Origin of the sequence: Variovorax sp. 3319 (assembly GCF_031456585.1) — a bacterium.
GTDB lineage: Bacteria > Pseudomonadota > Gammaproteobacteria > Burkholderiales > Burkholderiaceae_C > Variovorax > Variovorax paradoxus_P.
Genome location: NZ_JAVDUZ010000008.1, coordinates 1 through 17315, shown reverse-complemented (window position 1 = coordinate 17315; position 17315 = coordinate 1). Strand labels below are relative to the sequence as shown.

The 17315-nt window shown below is 65.0% G+C and carries 19 protein-coding genes and 1 riboswitch; of the genes, 8 read left to right on the top strand and 11 right to left on the bottom strand.

Annotated elements, in window-relative coordinates; translation table 11 throughout:
• Positions 1-81 precede the first annotated feature (81 nt).
• A riboswitch (cobalamin riboswitch) is annotated at positions 82-331 on the bottom strand.
• 162 nt (positions 332-493) lie between these two features.
• From J2X67_RS16715 to J2X67_RS16700, 4 genes are all read left to right on the top strand, one after another.
• Complete coding sequence (locus J2X67_RS16715) at positions 494-718, top strand: DUF904 domain-containing protein (protein ID WP_093023459.1); 225 nt, start codon at positions 494-496, stop codon at positions 716-718.
• Entirely contained in the window at positions 715-1059 is a 345-nt protein-coding gene (locus J2X67_RS16710) for a cell division protein ZapA (protein ID WP_309954484.1), read from the top strand. Before J2X67_RS16715 ends, J2X67_RS16710 begins: the two co-directional genes overlap by 4 nt.
• Positions 1060-1341: 282 nt before the next feature.
• Positions 1342-2163 (top strand): sulfite exporter TauE/SafE family protein, encoded by an 822-nt coding sequence (locus tag J2X67_RS16705; RefSeq protein ID WP_309954481.1) that lies wholly within the window; start codon positions 1342-1344, stop codon positions 2161-2163.
• 105 nt (positions 2164-2268) lie between these two features.
• On the top strand, positions 2269-2694 hold the full coding sequence (locus J2X67_RS16700) for a universal stress protein (RefSeq protein ID WP_309954478.1): 426 nt from the start codon (positions 2269-2271) through the stop codon (positions 2692-2694).
• Positions 2695-2719: 25 nt separating this feature from the next.
• Here J2X67_RS16700 and J2X67_RS16695 read toward each other — a convergent pair whose 3' ends face one another.
• Positions 2720-3688 carry a helix-turn-helix domain-containing protein gene (locus J2X67_RS16695; RefSeq protein WP_309954477.1) on the bottom strand — a complete coding sequence of 323 codons (969 nt, stop codon included), beginning with the start codon at positions 3686-3688 and terminating at the stop codon, positions 2720-2722.
• 176 nt (positions 3689-3864) lie between these two features.
• On the opposite strand from J2X67_RS16695, the gene J2X67_RS16690 reads away from it, so the two are divergent.
• On the top strand, positions 3865-4911 hold the full coding sequence (locus tag J2X67_RS16690) for a carbon-nitrogen hydrolase family protein (RefSeq protein WP_309954475.1): 1047 nt from the start codon (positions 3865-3867) through the stop codon (positions 4909-4911).
• 16 nt (positions 4912-4927) lie between these two features.
• On the top strand, positions 4928-5989 hold the full coding sequence (locus J2X67_RS16685; protein ID WP_309954473.1) for a phenylacetaldoxime dehydratase family protein: 1062 nt from the start codon (positions 4928-4930) through the stop codon (positions 5987-5989).
• A 24-nt stretch (positions 5990-6013) separates the two neighbouring features.
• Here the strand turns inward: J2X67_RS16685 and J2X67_RS16680 are convergent, their stop codons facing one another.
• The 7 genes from J2X67_RS16680 to J2X67_RS16650 all read right to left on the bottom strand — a co-directional run bounded on the left by J2X67_RS16680 (position 6014) and on the right by J2X67_RS16650 (position 13526).
• Complete coding sequence (locus J2X67_RS16680; RefSeq protein ID WP_309954471.1) at positions 6014-7549, bottom strand: malonyl-CoA synthase; 1536 nt, start codon at positions 7547-7549, stop codon at positions 6014-6016.
• A 12-nt stretch (positions 7550-7561) separates the two neighbouring features.
• Positions 7562-8341 (bottom strand): enoyl-CoA hydratase/isomerase family protein, encoded by a 780-nt coding sequence (locus tag J2X67_RS16675; protein ID WP_309954469.1) that lies wholly within the window; start codon positions 8339-8341, stop codon positions 7562-7564.
• Positions 8341-9330, bottom strand: coding sequence for a tripartite tricarboxylate transporter substrate binding protein (locus J2X67_RS16670; RefSeq protein ID WP_309954467.1), 990 nt, complete (start codon positions 9328-9330; stop codon positions 8341-8343). Before J2X67_RS16670 ends, J2X67_RS16675 begins: the two co-directional genes overlap by 1 nt.
• Positions 9331-9408: 78 nt before the next feature.
• Positions 9409-10881, bottom strand: a complete 1473-nt coding sequence (locus J2X67_RS16665) for a malonyl-CoA decarboxylase (RefSeq protein ID WP_309954466.1) — start codon at positions 10879-10881, stop codon at positions 9409-9411.
• Positions 10882-10930: 49 nt separating this feature from the next.
• A complete protein-coding gene (locus tag J2X67_RS16660) occupies positions 10931-11599 on the bottom strand; it encodes a GntR family transcriptional regulator (RefSeq protein ID WP_281151146.1) in 669 nt (222 codons plus the stop codon).
• Between the two features lie 121 nt (positions 11600-11720).
• Positions 11721-12542: a prolipoprotein diacylglyceryl transferase gene (gene lgt, locus J2X67_RS16655; protein WP_309954463.1), complete on the bottom strand. Its 822-nt coding sequence runs from the start codon at positions 12540-12542 to the stop codon at positions 11721-11723.
• 45 nt (positions 12543-12587) lie between these two features.
• A complete protein-coding gene (locus tag J2X67_RS16650; RefSeq protein WP_309954461.1) occupies positions 12588-13526 on the bottom strand; it encodes a LysR family transcriptional regulator in 939 nt (312 codons plus the stop codon).
• Positions 13527-13631: 105 nt separating this feature from the next.
• Between J2X67_RS16650 and ilvD the strand changes: the two genes are divergently transcribed.
• A complete protein-coding gene (gene ilvD / locus J2X67_RS16645; protein ID WP_281151149.1) occupies positions 13632-15326 on the top strand; it encodes a dihydroxy-acid dehydratase in 1695 nt (564 codons plus the stop codon).
• A gap of 81 nt (positions 15327-15407) precedes the next feature.
• Here ilvD and J2X67_RS16640 read toward each other — a convergent pair whose 3' ends face one another.
• Positions 15408-15656 (bottom strand): TIGR04438 family Trp-rich protein, encoded by a 249-nt coding sequence (locus J2X67_RS16640; protein ID WP_309954459.1) that lies wholly within the window; start codon positions 15654-15656, stop codon positions 15408-15410.
• Between the two features lie 106 nt (positions 15657-15762).
• Here J2X67_RS16640 and J2X67_RS16635 point away from each other — a divergent pair, with 106 nt between their 5' ends.
• Entirely contained in the window at positions 15763-16068 is a 306-nt protein-coding gene (locus J2X67_RS16635) for a c-type cytochrome (RefSeq protein WP_309954457.1), read from the top strand.
• Here the strand turns inward: J2X67_RS16635 and J2X67_RS16630 are convergent, their stop codons facing one another.
• Both J2X67_RS16630 and J2X67_RS16625 read right to left on the bottom strand, forming a co-directional pair.
• Positions 16069-16569, bottom strand: coding sequence for a LapA family protein (locus J2X67_RS16630; RefSeq protein WP_309954456.1), 501 nt, complete (start codon positions 16567-16569; stop codon positions 16069-16071).
• Positions 16570-16709: 140 nt separating this feature from the next.
• Positions 16710-17315 (bottom strand): AMP-binding enzyme (locus J2X67_RS16625; RefSeq protein WP_409050510.1); only part of this gene is annotated, 606 nt, incomplete at its 5' end.

The following is a 17315-nucleotide window of genomic DNA, read 5'->3' as shown; positions in this document are numbered from 1 at the left end:
ACGAACGTCTATGCCCGTCGCCGGCCTCCCCGCCAGCGTTTGGGCGCAATGGCTGCTCATGCGCGTGGAATCGATCGCACATGCGGCAGCCGCCTTGTTGGCCGGTATCCGGGCTGGCAGTGCGGCCTCACCGCCTTCCCAGGCGCCTGTTTCAGGGCGCCCAGTGGCTTGATGGATGAGGTTGACGCGCATGGCGTCGACTGCTTGACCGTTGCGGGGGCAGCGCAGGCGGCTTCGGCCTTGTCCCATTTACGGGGGGCGTTCACTCCTGCTTCCCGTTGAACCGCGGCGTGTGAACCACGACGCAGGCACCAACGGGCGGGATTCTAGGGCCTCTGGCCGGGGCAGTAAGCCAAAAGTTGCGCCGACTGTTGTTCACATCGCATCGGAAAGTTTGGAAAGAGCAAGGTGCAGGCCGCAGAATCCGTCCCGGTCCTACGCTGCGCCCGGCGCCCCGGGGGACCGCCTCCCTGGGAAACTACAATCGCCAACCATGCCCGCTTCCAGCCCCATCGACCAGATCGCCGAGCGTGTGGAACGCCTGCTCGTGCGTCATGAAGAGGTGCAGCGCACCAATGCGCTGCTGCAGGAGCAGGTCGAAGCGCTCACGCGCGAGCGCGACGCGCTGAAGTCGCGGCTTGCCGCGGCGCGCACCCGCCTCGACGCCCTGCTCGAGCGGCTGCCGGCCGAACCACCTTCCGAAGATTCCCCCGCATGAAGCAGATTGAAGTTCAGATCATGGGCCAGAGCTATCTGCTCGGCTGCCCCGAGGGCGGCGAGGCGCAATTGCGCGACGCCGTCGACCGCGTGGACGCTGCCATGTGCAAGATCCGCGATGCGGGCAAGGTAAAGGCCCGCGACCGAATTGCGGTGCTCGCGTCGCTCAACCTGGCCTTCGACCTGGCGGCGCAGCAGGCGGCCGCAGCGGCCGCTCCCGCACCGGCTGCCACCCCGGTTGCCACGGCATCGGCGGCGGGCACCGGCGAAGACGACGCCAAGGCCGCCCAACTCATTCAGAAACTCGATCAAGCCCTTGCGGGCGATGACCATTTACTCTGAAGAGAAGCGCCCGGCCCGTCGGAGGCGTAAAATCCGAACTGTCTGCGGTGCGCGTCGGGCTTAATATTTCCTTGTTCCAATGCTCTCCGGAGCCGGGCTTGGTACATCGCTTGGCGGGCGTGATCATCTCGCGTCAGATGAACCCGAAGCCTTGCTGCCCTCGCCCACCTGAACCCTGGTTCAGGATGCGGGTTCGGCGCCCACTTGCAGACACCTTTTTCCCTTCATACGGCCCCGGCATGCGCTGCACGGGGCCGTTGCTTTTTTTCAAGGCTCCGCTGCGTGAACTCCCTGCTCGACCCCCTCTTGATCGCCGAATTGGCCGCACTCGGCCTGGGCACCGGTTTTCTGGCGGGCTTGCTCGGCATTGGGGGCGGAATGCTCATGGTGCCGTTCATCACAATCATCATGGGGCACCGCGGGGTTGCCTCCGATCTTGCCGTCAAGATGGCCATTGCCACCTCGATGGCAACGATCATCTTCACCTCGGTGTCCAGCGTGCGCGCGCATCACAAGCGCGGCGCGGTTCGCTGGGACATCGTGCGGCGCCTGGCGCCCGGCATCGTCATTGGCAGCCTGCTGGGCAGCCTGGGCGTGTTCTCGCTGCTCAAGGGCACGGTACTGGCCATTGTGTTCGCGCTGTTCGTGGGCTTTTCGGCAACGCAGATGTTTCTTGACCGCAAACCCAAGCCCACGCGCCAGATGCCGGGCACGGCGGGCCAGCTTTCGGCCGGCGGCGCCATCGGCTTCATCTCGGGCCTGGTGGGCGCGGGCGGCGGCTTCGTCAGCGTGCCGTTCATGACCTGGTGCAATATCTCGATCCACAACGCCGTGGCCACCAGCGCCGCACTCGGCTTTCCGATTGCGGTGGCCAACGTGCTGGGTTATGTGGTGAGCGGCCAGTCGGTGCAAGGCCTTCCGGCCGGTTCGTTCGGCTACATCTGGCTGCCCGCTCTTGTCGTCATTGCGCTGTGCAGCGTGCTCACCGCGCCCTTGGGTGCCAAGGCCGCGCACAACCTGCCGGTAAAAAAGCTCAAGCGCGTGTTCGCGAGCATCCTGTACCTGCTTGCCGCCTACATGCTCTGGAAGGGCCTGCAAGGCTGAGCCATCGAGCAGCTTCGCACACTGCGCGGCTGTGCGAGCGAATGTCCCTTGGGCGCCGGGTGAGACTCGTTGCGGCAGCAAGGCGCGGGCCGTATAACCGGCCTGATGAAAATCCTCATCGCAGTCGACGGCAGCGCCTACACGCAAAAGGCGCTCAACTACCTGCTCGCCAACCGCGCCATGTTCGTGGACGGGCATGAGCTGGTGATCGTGCATGTGTGCACCGGCGTGCACGGCCACGTGGCGCGCCACCTCAGCAAGCAGGTGGTTGACGACTACTACGCCGAAGAAAGCGCCAAGGTGCTCGACCCCGTGAAGGCATTGCTTGCACAGAACAACGTGAGCAACTTCACCATCGACAAGCGCCACGGCCATGCGGCCGAGGAAATCCTCAAGTCGGCAACGGCCACGCATGCCCAACTGATCGTGCTCGGCACCCACGGCCACGGCATTTTCGGCCGTGCGCTGATGGGCTCGGTAGCCACCAAGGTCATTTCCGAAACCGACACCTCGGTGCTGCTGGTTCAATAAACCCGGCGAAGGCCGCGCCTTTTTTTCATTGCTGTTGAACGCGTTGCTGCCGCCACTCGCGCGGCGAGCAGCCGAAGCGTTCGCGGAATGCGCGGCTGAAGTGCGCCGCATCGTTGAAGCCGCGGCCGTAGGCAATGTCGGCCACCGGCCGGCCGGCAAGGCGCGGCTCGAGCAGGTCGCGGCTGCACGCTTCGAGCCGGCGCTCCCAGATGTACTGCGAAGGCGTGAGCGGCTCGCTCTTGAAAACGCGGTGAATGTGGCTTGCTGAAACACCCAACTCTGCCGCAAGGCTCCCCACCGAGAGCGACGGGTCCGCCAGTTGCTCGTCGATGCGGCGCTTCACGCGAGCCAGGTGGTAGGCCGTGAGGTTGCTGAGGCCCGGGGCGCGCGCCGCGGGCAGCGTTTGCAAACCCGCAACCAGAATACTCTGTACGCCATTGGCCACCGCAAGCGCCGAGGCGGGCTGCAAGGTGTCGATGTCTTCTCGCAGCGTGCGGATCATTCCCAGCAGCAGGTGCCCCGCACCCTCGCGTCCGGACACTGTGGTGGCGGTCAGTGCTTCGGTGTCGTGCAGTTCGCTGCGCAGGCGCTCACCCGGCAGCTTGAGCACGATCTGCTCGAAAGCCTTGTCGAACAGCAATTCATAGGGCCGGGTGCTGTCGTACAGCGCAAAGTCGCCCGCCGCCAGCACGGCGTCTCGCCCGTCCTGGCGCACCACGCCCTGGCCGCGCGCCTGGATGCTGACAAGAAAGCAATCGTCACCCGACCGCGATATGTGCCCCGGCGTGCGCATGACCCTTTGCGCCGCCGACGTGACCACCGACACGTCCAGGCCCGGCAGCGTGTGCTGGCGAATGCTGCCCTCGAAATCGCCCGCGGCACCATCGTGCACCGCATCGCACCCAAGCTGCACGTACACGTTGCAGATCATGTCCGTCCAGTAGGCCAGCCGCTGGTTGCGCGGAACGGCTTCTGTGCTGAGCAACTGGTTCATCTGGGGTTTCTCGGTTTTTCTGAAAAGCCGGCATGCAACGCTGAAGCAAGAACGCCGCAAGTCATGGTCAAGGCGTTTCGCGGCGGCGAATCTACGCTTGAAGCAACCCGCATGCCACCGCGCAAACCCGGTGCAAGGTGTGCGAAGTTGTTTCACCAACCCGTTCTGGAGCCCCCATGCCCGCCACCGTTCACCCCAAGCTTCGCGTTGCATCCGTGCAGGCCGCGCCTGTGTTCCTCGATCTCGACGGCACGATCGACAAGACCATCGATCTCATGGCCGAGGCGGCCGACCAGGGCGTGAAGCTCATCGCCTTTCCTGAAACCTGGGTGCCCGGCTATCCCTGGTGGATCTGGCTCGACTCGCCGGCTTGGGGCATGCAGTTTGTGCAGCGTTATCACGACAACTCACTGGTCGTCGGTTCGGGCGAGTTCGACCGCATCCGGGATGCCGCGCGCAAACACAAGATCTGGGTTTCGCTGGGCTACAGCGAAAAGGCCGCCGGCAGCCTCTACATTGCGCAGGCGCTGATCGACGACCAGGGCAACACGGTACAGACGCGACGCAAGCTCAAGCCCACCCACGTGGAGCGCACCGTTTTCGGCGAAGGCGACGGCTCCGACCTTGCGGTGGCCGAGACGCCCATCGGCAACGTTGGGTCGCTCTCTTGCTGGGAGCACCTGCAGCCCCTCAGCAAATACGCCATGTATGCGCAGAACGAGCAGATCCACTGCGGCGCGTGGCCCAGCTTTTCGCTCTACCGCGGCGCGGCCTTCGCCCTTGGCCCCGAGCTCAACAATGCGGCCAGCCAGGTGTATGCGGCGGAGGGCCAGTGCTTCGTCGTTGCACCGTGCGCCACGGTTTCGCAGGCGATGAGCGAGCTGATGTGCACCGATGCAGGCAAGCAGCAGTTGCTGCGCGTGGGCGGCGGCTTTGCACGCATCTACGCGCCCGACGGCTCGCCGCTTGGGACGCCTCTGGCCGAAGACCAGGAAGGACTGGTGATTGCCGACATCGACCTTGGAATGATTGCGCTCGCCAAGGCCGCGGCCGATCCGAGCGGCCACTACTCGCGCCCCGACGTCACGCAGTTGCTGTTGAACAAGACAAAGCGCGAACCGGTGGTGCTGCAGCGCGCGCCCGAGGTCGAGGGCGGCGCCTTCGAAGCCATCGTTGCCACGCCAGAGCCCACCGCCGCGGCACGCCAGCAGTTGGCCGCCTGACCACCGGAGCCGCAACATGGAATCCGCCATTGCCGACCACCTGAAATGCCCGCGCACGCGCCATCGCCGCGTGGAGGACGACTATGCGCCGCCCTACCCAGCCTGGTCTGCGCGCGCACATGCTGCGGTCAGGCAGGTGGTCATGGGCTACTTCGGCGTGCAGTCGCGCGGCACCGATATGCAGGGCCGCGCCTGCGGCGCGCTGATGAAAATCGCGGCCGGCTTTGCGCTACGCGACGGGCCTGCCCATCATGACTTTGCACACCATGTCGATGCCGATGGCTACGACAACATGATCGCCATCGCCTATTGGGACGACCCTGCCGCCCATGCCCGCTGGTGCGCGACACCCGAGATCGACGGGTGGTGGCGCTCTGCGGAAAGGCTCTCGGACGGCTTGGGCTATTTTCGCGAGATCGTCTCGCCGCGCGCCGAGCACTTCGAGACCATGTTCAAAACGCCGGACCGCCTCGAAGGCGTGGGCGCGATCATGGGCGGTGTGAGCGGCGAAGTGCAGGAGCACGGCTACTGGGGTTCCATGCGAGACCGCATTCCGCTTTCGCAGACCGACGCCATGGCGCCTTCCGGCACACGCGCGGTGATTGCCGGCGTGCCGGCGCACGGACAGCGCGTGCGCGTTGCGGGCCACGAGAACATCGCAATGATCCGCTCCGGCCAGGAATGGACGGACACCACCGGCCAGGAACGCAAGCTCTACCTGGAAGAGATGGAGCCGGTATTGCGCAATGGCATGGACTTTTTGCGCGACCAGGGCGTGGGCATCGGGTGCTACGTCAACCGCTACATGCGCCACCTCGACGGCAAGGGCGCGCCGCTCGAGAAGTCGTTTGGCCTGAGCTTCTGGCATTCGCTTGCCGACATGGAGCGCTGGGCCGAGTCGCACCCCACGCACGTCGCGATCTTCGGAAGCTTCATGCGCTATGTGCAGGCGCTGAACTTCCAGCTGCAGCTGCGCGTGTACCACGAGGTGTCGGTGCTGAAGGCCGACGAACAAAGCTACGAGTACATCAACTGCCACCCGCGCAGCGGGCTGATGAACGGGTTGCACCCGACCTGAACAGGCCGGGCGAAAGACCGGCGCCTAGGCGAACAAGCCCTTGTGCTCTGCGCGCAGCAGCGCCTTCTGCACCTTGCCCATTGTGTTGCGCGGAAGTTCGTTCACCACGAAGCAGCGCTTCGGTATCTTGAAGTTCGCCAGCTTCGACTTGAGTTCTGCCACGATGGCATCGGCGTCAAGCGTGCCGCCCGCCTTGGGAATGACGATGGCCACGCCCACCTCGCCGAAGTCGGGGTGCGGCACGCCGATTACCGCGCTTTCGGCCACGCCGGGAAACTCGTTGATGTAGCCCTCGATCTCGGCGGGATAGACGTTGTAGCCACCGCTGATGATCAGGTCCTTGCTGCGCCCGACGATGGTGATGTAGCCACGGCCGTCGATCTTGCCCACGTCGCCGGTCTTGAAGAAACCGTCGGCGGTGAATTCTTCTTTGGTTTTCTCGGGCATGCGCCAGTAGCCCGCAAACACGTTGGGGCCACTCACCTCGATGTTGCCGATCTCGTCGGTGGTGCAGTCGCGGCCGCTGTCGTCGCGCACGCGCAGCTGCACGCCCGGTAGTGCAAAGCCCACCGTGCCGCCGCGGCGTTCGCCCTGTGCCGGGCTGTATGGGTTGGAGGTGAGCATTACCGTTTCACTCATGCCGTAGCGCTCGAGAATGGTGTGGCCGGTGCGCTCGCGCCATTCGTCGAAGGTTTCGATGAGCAATGGCGCCGAGCCCGCAACGAAGAGCCGCATGTTGCGTACCGCCTCGCGCGTAAGGCCGGGTTCTGCCAGCAGGCGCACATACAGCGTGGGCACGCCCATGAACACCGTGGCCTCAGGCAACTTCTCGACCACGCGCCTGGGATCGAATTTGGACAGCCAGATCATCTTGCTGCCGTTGAGCAACGCGCCATGCATTGCAACAAAAAGGCCATGCACGTGGAAGATGGGCAGCGCGTGGATCAGCACGTCGCCTTTTGTCCAGCCCCAGTAGTCCTTCAGCACCTCGGCGTTGGACAGCAGGTTGCCGTGCGTCAGCATGGCGCCCTTGCTCCGGCCGGTGGTGCCGCTGGTGTAGAGAATGGCGGCCAGGTCGTCGGCCTTGCGTTGGGCGACCGCATGCTGGTCGCTGCACTGCGCAGCCACTTCGAGCAGCGTGCCGGTGCGGTTGTCGTCCAGCGTAAACACATGCCGGGTGCCCGCCGCATTGGCAATAGGCCCGACCCACGATGCATTGCGGCTGGTGCACACCACAACGGCCGGCTCGGCGTTGCCGATGAAGTATTCGATCTCGGCGCTTTGGTAGGCGGTGTTGAGCGGCAGGAACACATAGCCGGCGCGCAGCGTGGCGAGATAAAGAATCATCGCCTCGACCGATTTCTCGACCTGCACCGCGATGCGGGCGCCTTCTTCCAGGCCCAGCGCATCCAGCAGGTTGGCGATCATTGCGCTGGCACGGTCAAGATCCCGCCACGAGTAGAACAGGCCGTTGTCGGTTTCAACGGCAATGCCGTCGAGGTCGGCGGGAAAGGCCGCACGCAAGGCGGCAAACAGATTGGGGTTGGCTTTCGTCTTCATCGGGCAGGGTCTTCAGAAATTCGGTGTGCGCTTGGCAAGAAAGGCGGCAATGCCTTCACGGTGCTCGGCGGAGTCGGCGTAGTCGTAGGCGGTTTCGAGCAGGTTCTGGGTCGCTTGCGGGCCGGCCTTCAGCATGGCGAAGGTGCGCTTGTGGAGCCGGGCGGCCTGCGGCGCCAGTGCGGCGATGCGCGCGGCGTGGGCCTGCGCGGCTGCAGCCACTTCGCCGTCGGGCAGCACGTGCAGCAAGAAGCCGGCGTCGTACAGGCGCTGTGCGCCGTGCACTCCCGCGGCCAGCAGCATGTCGCGCGCGAGCACGTCGCCAATGGCGCCATGCACCAGCGCCGCCTCTCGCGGCGCCATGGGAAAGCCAAGCTTTGCAATGGGTGCGCCGAACTTTGCGGAGTCGCCTGCCAGCCGGATGTCGCAGCAGCTTGCAATCTCGATGCCGGCGCCCATGCATGCGCCTTCGATCTGCGCGACCAGGGGCACCGGGCAATCGAGCATGGCCTGCAATGCAGCCCAGACTTCGTTCTCATGAAATTCGCGCAGGCTGGCTTCTTCGAAACGGAATGACGGGTATTCCGAAATGTCGCCGCCCGCGCAGAAGGCACCGCCCTCCCCGCTGACGACCACGCTTCGAAGCCCGGCATCGCTCGAGCGGGCGATACCGTCGAACACCGCGCGCAGTTCGCGCCACATTGCGCGCGTCATCGCATTGAGGCGCCCCGCGTTCGACAAAGTGACGAACGCAACGGCGCCCTCGCGGCGCAACGAAACGGTGCTTTGGCTCATTACTCGAGCTTGGCGCCCGAGGCCTTGACCACAGCGGCCCAGCGCTTGATCTCGGAACTGACGAAGCCGCCGTACGAGGCCATGGTGAGGCTCGGAATTTCGGAGCCGTTCTGGGCCCAGATGGCCTTGAGCTCGTCCGTGGCAAGCGCCTTCTTCATGTCGTCGACGATGCGCCCCTGCAAATCGGCAGGCGTGCCCTTGGGCGCCCACAGGCCGTACCACGTGGTAACCGTGTAGTCGGGCAGGCCGACCTCTGCTGCGCACGGTACGTCCGGGAACGCGGGGTTGCGCTTGCTGCCGGCCACCATCAGCGCCTTGATGCGGCCGCCCTTGATGTGCTGGGCGGAGGAGCCCAGGCCGTCGAACATCAGGTCGACGTTGCCCGCAATCAGGTCGGACAACGCCGGGCCCGCGCCGCGGTACGGAATGTGGGTGATGAAGGTGCCGGTCTGCAGCTTGAACAGTTCGCCCGCCAGGTGATGCGAGGTGCCCGAACCCGCAGAACCGTAGTTGAGCTTGCCCGGATTGCGCTTGGCCGCGGCCACGAACTCCTGGAGCGTATTGGCCGTCACGCGCTTGGGATTGACCACCACCACCTGCGGCACGTTGGCCAGCAGCATCAGCGGCACAAAATCCTTCTCGATGTCGTAGTCGAGCCTGGGATAGATCGACGGCGCAATGGCATGGTGAACCGCGCCCATGAAGAGCGTGTAGCCATCGGCCTGCGCCTTGGAGGCGATGCTCGCGCCGACGGTGCCGCCGGCGCCACCGCGGTTGTCGATGACCAGTGTCTGGCCTGCTACCTTGGCAAACTGGGCCGAGAGCGGACGGGCGAACGCATCGGTGCCGCCGCCGGCCGGGAACGGCACGACCATGTTCACCGGCCGAGTGGGCCAGTTACCTCCCTGCGCACCCGCACCGCCGCACAGAACGGCGGCACCGGCTGCGCCCAGACGCAGCACGTCGCGTCGTTGAAAACCCTGAGTCATCTGTCATCTCCTGTCGTTGTGGAATGCCGCCCCATGCGGCCGCCGGCACCTCGCGCGCCGGACTTTTTCTTTCAGAACTCAGCCTTTTTTGAAGAACAGGCTTTCGACATCTCCCGAAACTGCCACCTTGCCCTCGGCCAACCATGCGCGATGCTTGTCGAGCCGCTTGAGATCGTAGAGGTAATTGACCATGAGGCCATAAGACTGTTTTTGCCCTTTGGGCGACGGATCGCCGGCCCAGTTGAGCCGCTCCACGCGGGCGCCGTTGCCCAGGTGAAAGCGTGCCACAGGGTCGGCCGGCGTGCCGTCGATCAGCGTGTGGCCCAAATACTCGGCCGCGGCCTGCAGCAGCCATTGGCGCAGCGGCGACTTTGCATCGAGCGCAGCCGCGCCGTCCACCGCCGCAAGCAGGCGGTCGGCCGTGGGCGGCAGCGATCCGACCAGGCGGCCAAGCTCGGCCTCGCGCTTTTCGTCCAGGCGCGGCAGCAGCTCCGCCGCATTCTTGTTGAGCCAGGCCCGAAAGCCGGGAATCGGCGAGAGCGTGGCAAAGGTCTTCAGGCGCGGCAATTCGTCCTGCAGCGTCTCGACCACGCGCTTGATGAGCGAATCGCCAAAGCTCACGCCGCGCAGGCCGTTCTGGGTGTTGCTGATCGAATAGAAGATCGCGGTGGTTGCCTTGGCGGGCTGAATGGGCACGGCGGCTTCGTCGAGCAGCGGCATGATGCCGTCGCTGATGCGGTCGACCAGCGCAACCTCGACAAAGATCAGCGGCTCGTTGGGCAGCCGCGGATGGAAGAAGCCATAGCAGCGGCGGTCGCTGTCGTCGAGCCGGTTCTTCACGTCGGTCCAGCTCTTGATGTCGTGCACGGCCTCGTAGCGAATCAGCTTTTCGATGAGCGAGGCAGGCGAATGCCAGTCGATGCGGCGCAGTTCGAGAAACGCAACGTCGAACCAGGTGGAGAACAGGTGCTCCAACTCGGCATCGAGCGCAATCAGCCGCTTGTCGGACTTGAGAAAAGGCAGCAGCTCGGCGCGCAGGTCGACCAGGAAGCGCATGCCCTCCGGCTCGACCGCAAAGCGCTGCAGCAGCCGCATGCGGGGCGACACCAGCGCACGCCGCAGCTTCAGCTCGGCCTGCCCTTCGTCGGGTGTGCCCACGGCAGCCTGGTGCTGGTCGCGCGCGGACTTGAGCTTTTGCGGATCGGCCGCGAAATGCTCGCTCATCAGTGCCCAGTAGTCTCGGCGCTCCTCTGGCGTGGCGGCAGCGTATTCGCGCGCAATGGCATGTGCCCTGCGGCCGCCCTCGACCTCGCTCACGCGCGGATCGATGACCGATTGCAGCGCCGTGAGCACACGGCGCAAGGCGCGCGGCGACAACGCCTCGTCGGCCTTGCGCAAGGTGGCCTGCATGCGCTCGGCTGTCGAGCGCACGGCGGGCTTTGCGGCCGTCTTGGGCACGCTGCGGGCGGCCCCCTCAGGCGCCACGGGCACCTTGTTGTCTGACTTGTCGCCAGAGCGCAGCCGCGCCTGGAACCATTCGGTCGCACTCATCGGCAAACTCCAATTCGGTTGAGTCGGGAGATGCCGCTTTTTGTGTTGTTCATGACATCACCCTGGATTTTTGTTGCCGCGCCACCTCGCGCAACGCCTCGCGCTGGCGCGTAAGGTGCGTGCGCATGGCGGCATCCGCGCCTTCGCTGTCGCGTGCCTTGAGCGCCGCAAAAACCGCCAGGTGCTCCGACAGGCTTTGCTCGAGCCGCCCCGGTGCGTGCAGTTGCTGGAGCCGCGCGAGCTTGAGAATCTTGCGCAGGTCGCCGATCACCTGTGCCAGCCACTTGTTGTCGGCCAGCTGGATGATCGCTTCGTGAATGAGGTGGTTGGTGGCGTAGTAGTCGTTGATACGCTTGGCCTTGGCATGGCGCACCAGCCGTTCATGCAGGGCATCGAGCTCGTGCAGCTCGGCATCGCTTGCGTTGCGCGCGGCCTCGTAGGCGCAGCGGCCTTCGAGCAAGGCAATGACCGGAAATATTTCGTCGAGATCGCGCTCGGTTACCTCGCGCACGAAGCAGCCGCGCCGCGGCTCGTGCCGCAGCAGGCCTTCGGCCGTGAGTACCTTGAGGGCTTCACGCAAAGGGGTGCGCGAAATCGACAACCTTTCGCACAGCGCCGCTTCGTCCAGGAAACTGCCCGGCGCCAGGTCGCCCGCGAAGATCTGCTCGCGGAGCGTTGCGGCGACTTCGTCGTGCAGCGAGTTGGGAACGAGGCGCATGGCGGGGTGCTGCGAGGCAGCGTAATTTCGTGTAATTACGCATAATTGTGGGCCCGCAACCCATGCAGCGCAAGGCCGCGCATCCGACGCGCGGCCCGGGCTTACCCTGAGAGCTTGCCGATCAGGCCGTAGCCGGCCGCGGGCGCCGCGCGGCCCAGATCCACAGGCCGATGCCGAAGATCACCATCGGCACGCTGAGCCACTGCCCCTGGCTCAGGTTGAGTGCACGCAGGCCAAGAAAGTCGTCGGGCTCGCGGAAGTACTCGGCAATGAAACGCAGCGCGCCGTAACCGATGAGAAACACCGCGGCCACCTGCCCCTCTTTGCGCTCCTTGCGCGCGTACAGCCACATGATGACGAACAGCAGCAGCCCTTCGAGCAGGAACTGGTAAACCTGCGAGGGGTGGCGCGGCAGCATCGAGCCGCTCTGCGGAAACACCATGCCCCATGGCAGGTCGGGGCTGCTGAATCGGCCCCAGAGTTCGCCGTTGATGAAATTGCCGACGCGGCCCGCTGCAAGGCCCGTGGGCACGCAGGGCGAGACAAAGTCCATCACTTGCCAGAACGGCCGGGCGCGAGAGCGCGCAAACCAGATCATTGCGGCGATCACACCCAGCAGGCCGCCATGAAAGCTCATGCCGCCTTGCCACACATAAAAGATTTCGAGCGGATGCGAAAGATAGAACTCGGGCTTGTAGAACAGGCAATAGCCGAGCCGCCCGCCCACGATGACGCCCATCACGCCAAGAAAAAGAATGTCCTCGATGTCCTTGCGCTGCCACGCGCCCGCACCGACGAGCGAGCGATACGGTTCGTGCCGCAGGCGGCGCGTGCCAAGAAAATAGAACAGCGCGAACGCGGCCAGGTAGGTAAGGCCGTACCAGTGAATGGCAACGGGCCCCAGTTGCAGGGCGACGGGATTGATCTGCGGGTACATGAGCATGGCGCAGATTGTGCCCCGGCGATGTGGCGTTGCTCGGCGCCCCGGTCAACCTCGCGTGTGTGTCCGCTCGCGGACGAACTCCACGAACCGCGCAAGCGCCGGATGCATTGCGTGCGCGGGCCACACCAGGCTGGTTTCGCACGCAGGCAGCGCCACCCGGCCGCGGCCCGGCCCCTTGAACTCTTGCGCCTGGCGGTAGACCACGCCCGAACGCCTGAACTGCATCACGCTGTGCGGCACCCAGGCCACGCCAATGCCGCCCGAGACCAGGTTGACGATGGTCTGCATCTGGATGGCCTCTTGCGCCACGGCCGGTGTACGGCCGGCCGAGTGATAAAGACCGAAGATCGCGTCGTGCAGCGAAGGCACGATGCGGCGCGGAAAGATCACCAGCGGTTCCGCCAGCACCTGGGCCAACGGCACGGGGGTTGCACTCGCCAATGCATGCTGCGCCGGCATGGCCAGCACCAGCGGCTCCTGCTCCACCGGCAGCCGCGCCAGCCCGGGCGGCGCGGCTCCGGGCGAATGGAGCATGAGTCCGGCATCGATCTCGCCGCGGCCGAAGGCTTCGAGCTGCACGTCGCCCGTGGCCTCGACAAGCTCCAGGGCCACTTCGGGGCACAGCACGCGAAATTCGCGCACCCAGGCCGGCAGTTTCTCGAAGCCGATGGTGGAGACAAAAGCAATGCGAACCCTGCCCACCTGCCCCGCCGCCGCGGCGCGGGCCCTCTCGGGCAGCGCCTGCGCACGGGCCAGCAGCTCGCGCACGTCGGGCAGCAACGCCTCACCGGCGGGCGTAAGCGCCACGCGCCGGCGCGTCCGGTCGAACAGCACCACTCCCAATGTCTTTTCGAGCTGGGCAATGGCCTGCGTGACGGGCGGCTGCGTCATGTGCAGGCGCTCGGCGGCGCGTCCGAAATGCAGCTCTTCGGCCACGGCCACGAACTGGCGCCAGGCACGCAGGTCGATCAAGGCTTCTTTCATATGCCGAGCATATCAATCTGCGCATAAAAACGGATTGGAATGAATCAATGAGAAGTCCGATACTTGGGCTTCCCCGAGAATTTCCCACGAGAAGAGACACCCACCATGGACACCAAGCCAATCCAGATCAACCGCCGCAGCGCGAACATCGTCGAAGGCAAGAGCCGCGCGCCCAACCGCTCGATGTTCTACGCCATGGGCTACCAAGAAAGCGACTTCAAGAAGCCGATGGTCGGTGTGGCCAACGGCCACAGCACCATCACGCCGTGCAATTCGGGCCTCCAAAAGCTGGCCGACGCAGCCATTGCGGGCATCGAAGAGGCAGGCGGCAACGCACAGGTGTTCGGCACCCCCACCATTTCCGACGGCATGGCCATGGGCACCGAAGGCATGAAGTACTCGCTGGTGAGCCGCGAAGTCATCTCCGATTGCATCGAGACCTGCGTGGGCGGCCAGTGGATGGACGGCGTGCTGGTGGTTGGCGGCTGCGACAAGAACATGCCGGGCGGCCTCATGGGCATGCTCCGCGCCAACGTGCCGGCAATCTACGTGTACGGCGGCACCATCCTGCCGGGCAAGTACAAGGGGCAAGACCTCAACATCGTGAGCGTGTTCGAAGCCGTAGGCCAGAACGCCGCCGGCAACATGAGCGACGAAGACCTGCTGGAGATCGAGAAGCGCGCCATTCCGGGCACCGGCTCGTGCGGCGGCATGTACACGGCCAACACCATGTCCAGCGCGTTCGAGGCACTGGGCATTTCGCTGCCCTACTCGTCGACCATGGCCAATCCACACGACGAAAAGGCCAACTCGGCCAAGGAATCGGCCAAGGTGCTGATCGAGGCGATCAAGAAAGACCTGAAGCCGCGCGACATCGTGACCAAGAAGGCCATCGAGAACGCAGTTGCCGTCATCATGGCGACGGGCGGCTCGACCAACGCCGTGCTGCACTTCCTGGCCATTGCGCACGCGGCCGAAGTCGAATGGACCATCGACGATTTCGAGCGCATGCGCAAGAAGGTTCCGGTGATCTGCGACCTGAAGCCTTCGGGCAAGTACCTTGCGGTCGACCTGCACCAGGCCGGCGGCATTCCGCAGGTGATGAAGGTGCTGCTGAACGCGGGCCTGCTGCATGGCGACTGCATCACCATTACGGGCCAGACGATTGCCGAAGTGCTGAAGGACGTGCCCGACGTGCCGCGCGCCGACCAGGACGTGATCCGCCCCATCGACAACCCGATGTACGAAGAAGGCCACCTGGCCATCCTCAAGGGCAACCTGTCGCCCGAAGGCGCGGTCGCCAAGATCACCGGCCTGAAGAACCCCGTGATCACCGGCCCTGCGCGCGTGTTCGATGACGAGCAGTCGGCACTCAAGGCCATTCTTGACGGCAAGATCAAGGCGGGCGACGTGATGGTGCTGCGCTACCTGGGGCCCAAGGGCGGCCCGGGCATGCCCGAAATGCTGGCGCCCACGGGTGCGCTCATCGGTGCGGGTCTTGGCGAGAGCGTGGGCCTCATCACCGACGGCCGCTTTTCTGGCGGCACCTGGGGCATGGTGGTCGGCCACGTCGCACCCGAAGCAGCGGCCGGCGGCACCATTGCTTTCGTGAACGAAGGCGACTCGATCACCATCGACGCGCACAAGCTGGTGCTCGAACTCAACGTGCCCGAAGCAGAGCTTGCCAAGCGTCGCGAAGGCTGGAAGCCGCCGGCTCCGCGCTACACGCGTGGCGTGCAGGCCAAGTTCGCGTTCAATGCTTCGAGCGCCAGCTCGGGCGCAGTGCTCGACAAGTTCTGAATAAGCGGGCGAACATGGGCGGCCGGCCCGCCCATGGCTCGGGCCGCACACTCACGCGGTGGTGATGCCGCGCGTGAAGTGTCAGCGCTTCGGGCGGTTGTTGGGCGGCAGGCCCATGTTGTTGCGCTGGCGATCGATTCGCGCCTGCTTGCGCCGCTCTTCGCGCTCGATGACCTTGCGCTTTGTATAGCCCGACGAATCGGCCCATGCCCACCACGCCACGGCGAGCGCAAACGGAGACAGCACGATCCACCAGCTCCAGCCGGCGACCATGCCCACTTCGAAGTATTTCAGGCCTATGCCCAGCAGGCCCAACAGCAGAAAAAGCATCGCGAATCCCTCGGGTTTTATTGGAAGCGCTTCCGGACGCCGGTACACGGCGTTACCTACAATCGCGTTAGATCGAATGTAACCCAGCCATTACGAAATAAGCCCCATGAAAAGACTCTTGTCCTTCGCGCTTCTGGGCCTTGGCCTGGCGGCGCCCGCCTTCGCCGACCTGGCGCTGGCCACGTCGAAAAACTGCATGAGCTGCCACGCGGTCGACCGCAAGGTGCTTGGCCCCGCGTTCAAGGACGTGGCCGCCAAGTACAAGGGCAATGCCGGCGCTGCGGACATGCTCGCGGCAAAGATCATCAAGGGTGGTTCTGGCGTGTGGGGGCCGGTGCCGATGCCGGCCAACAACCAGGTGAGCGAAGCAGACGCCAAGAAGCTCGCGGCCTGGGTGCTGACAACGCGCTGATCAAATCCGCGGATCGATGTCCGTGGGCAGCGGCCGGCGCTCGATGCGGTCTTCGAGCTGGCCGATGTGCGCGGCCACGGTGTTGTCCGATTGCTCGGAGCGCTGACGGATCACGCTCTCCACCTGCCCCAGCCGCGCAAGCAACGCGGCATGGCGCTCGGCGTTATGCGCCATGTGCTTGTTTTCCTGCACTTCCAGAAAATTGCGCAGTTCGGTAAAGCGCGAAGCCTCGGCCTTGTCGGCAAGGTCGCGCTGCACCTGCATTTCCTTGTTGTGGCGCTTGGCGTCCAGCAGCACGGAGCTGTGCAGGTACAGCACATAAACCAGGAAGAAGATGCCCAGGGCCACGGTGAGCCCCAGCATCATCAGGCCCAGCGGCGCTGAAACGGTCATGAACCCCAGCGAGACCGGTACGGGCGCCGACAGCGTGCCCCAGTTGAGCGCGGCAAGGGCCGCGATCAGCAGCAGAATGGCAAACAGGAAAGCAGATCTCACACCCATGGGGGCCTCCTTCGGACAGATCGAACACAACGGAACCTGCCATGCACACCCCGGCGCACGGCGACTTCGCTGGTTGTACCTCAGGCCGTGAGCCGCACAGGCTCCTGCTTTCCACTAACGGCCATGTCCTACAGATCGAATCAATTGGTCTGTGACAACTGTTCCAGAATGGCCGGATTTTCCAGCGTGGAAGTGTCCTGCGTGATGGCCTCGCCCTTGGCAATGCTGCGCAAGAGGCGCCGCATGATCTTGCCGCTGCGCGTCTTGGGCAGGTTGTCCCCGAAGCGGATGTCCTTCGGCTTGGCAATCGGCCCGATTTCCTTGGCCACCCAGGCACGCAGCTCGTTGGCGATCTGCTTGGCCTCCTCGCCCGTCGGGCGGCTGCGCTTGAGCACGACGAAGGCGCACACCGCCTCGCCCGTCACGTCGTCCGGCCGGCCCACCACCGCCGCTTCGGCCACCAGGTCGGTCTTGGCGACGAGCGCCGATTCGATTTCCATCGTGCCGAGCCGATGGCCCGACACGTTGAGCACGTCGTCGATGCGCCCGGTGATGCGGAAGTAGCCGCGGTCGGCCCCGGAACCGGAGGGTCCGCCAGCGGACCGCACCGCGCCGTCGCCGGCGAGGTAAATGGTGCCGCCCATCTCTTCCGGAAAGTAGCTCTTCTTGAAGCGCTCCGGGTCATTCCAGATGGTGCGGATCATCGAGGGCCAGGGCCGCTTGATGACCAGCATGCCGCCCGCGCC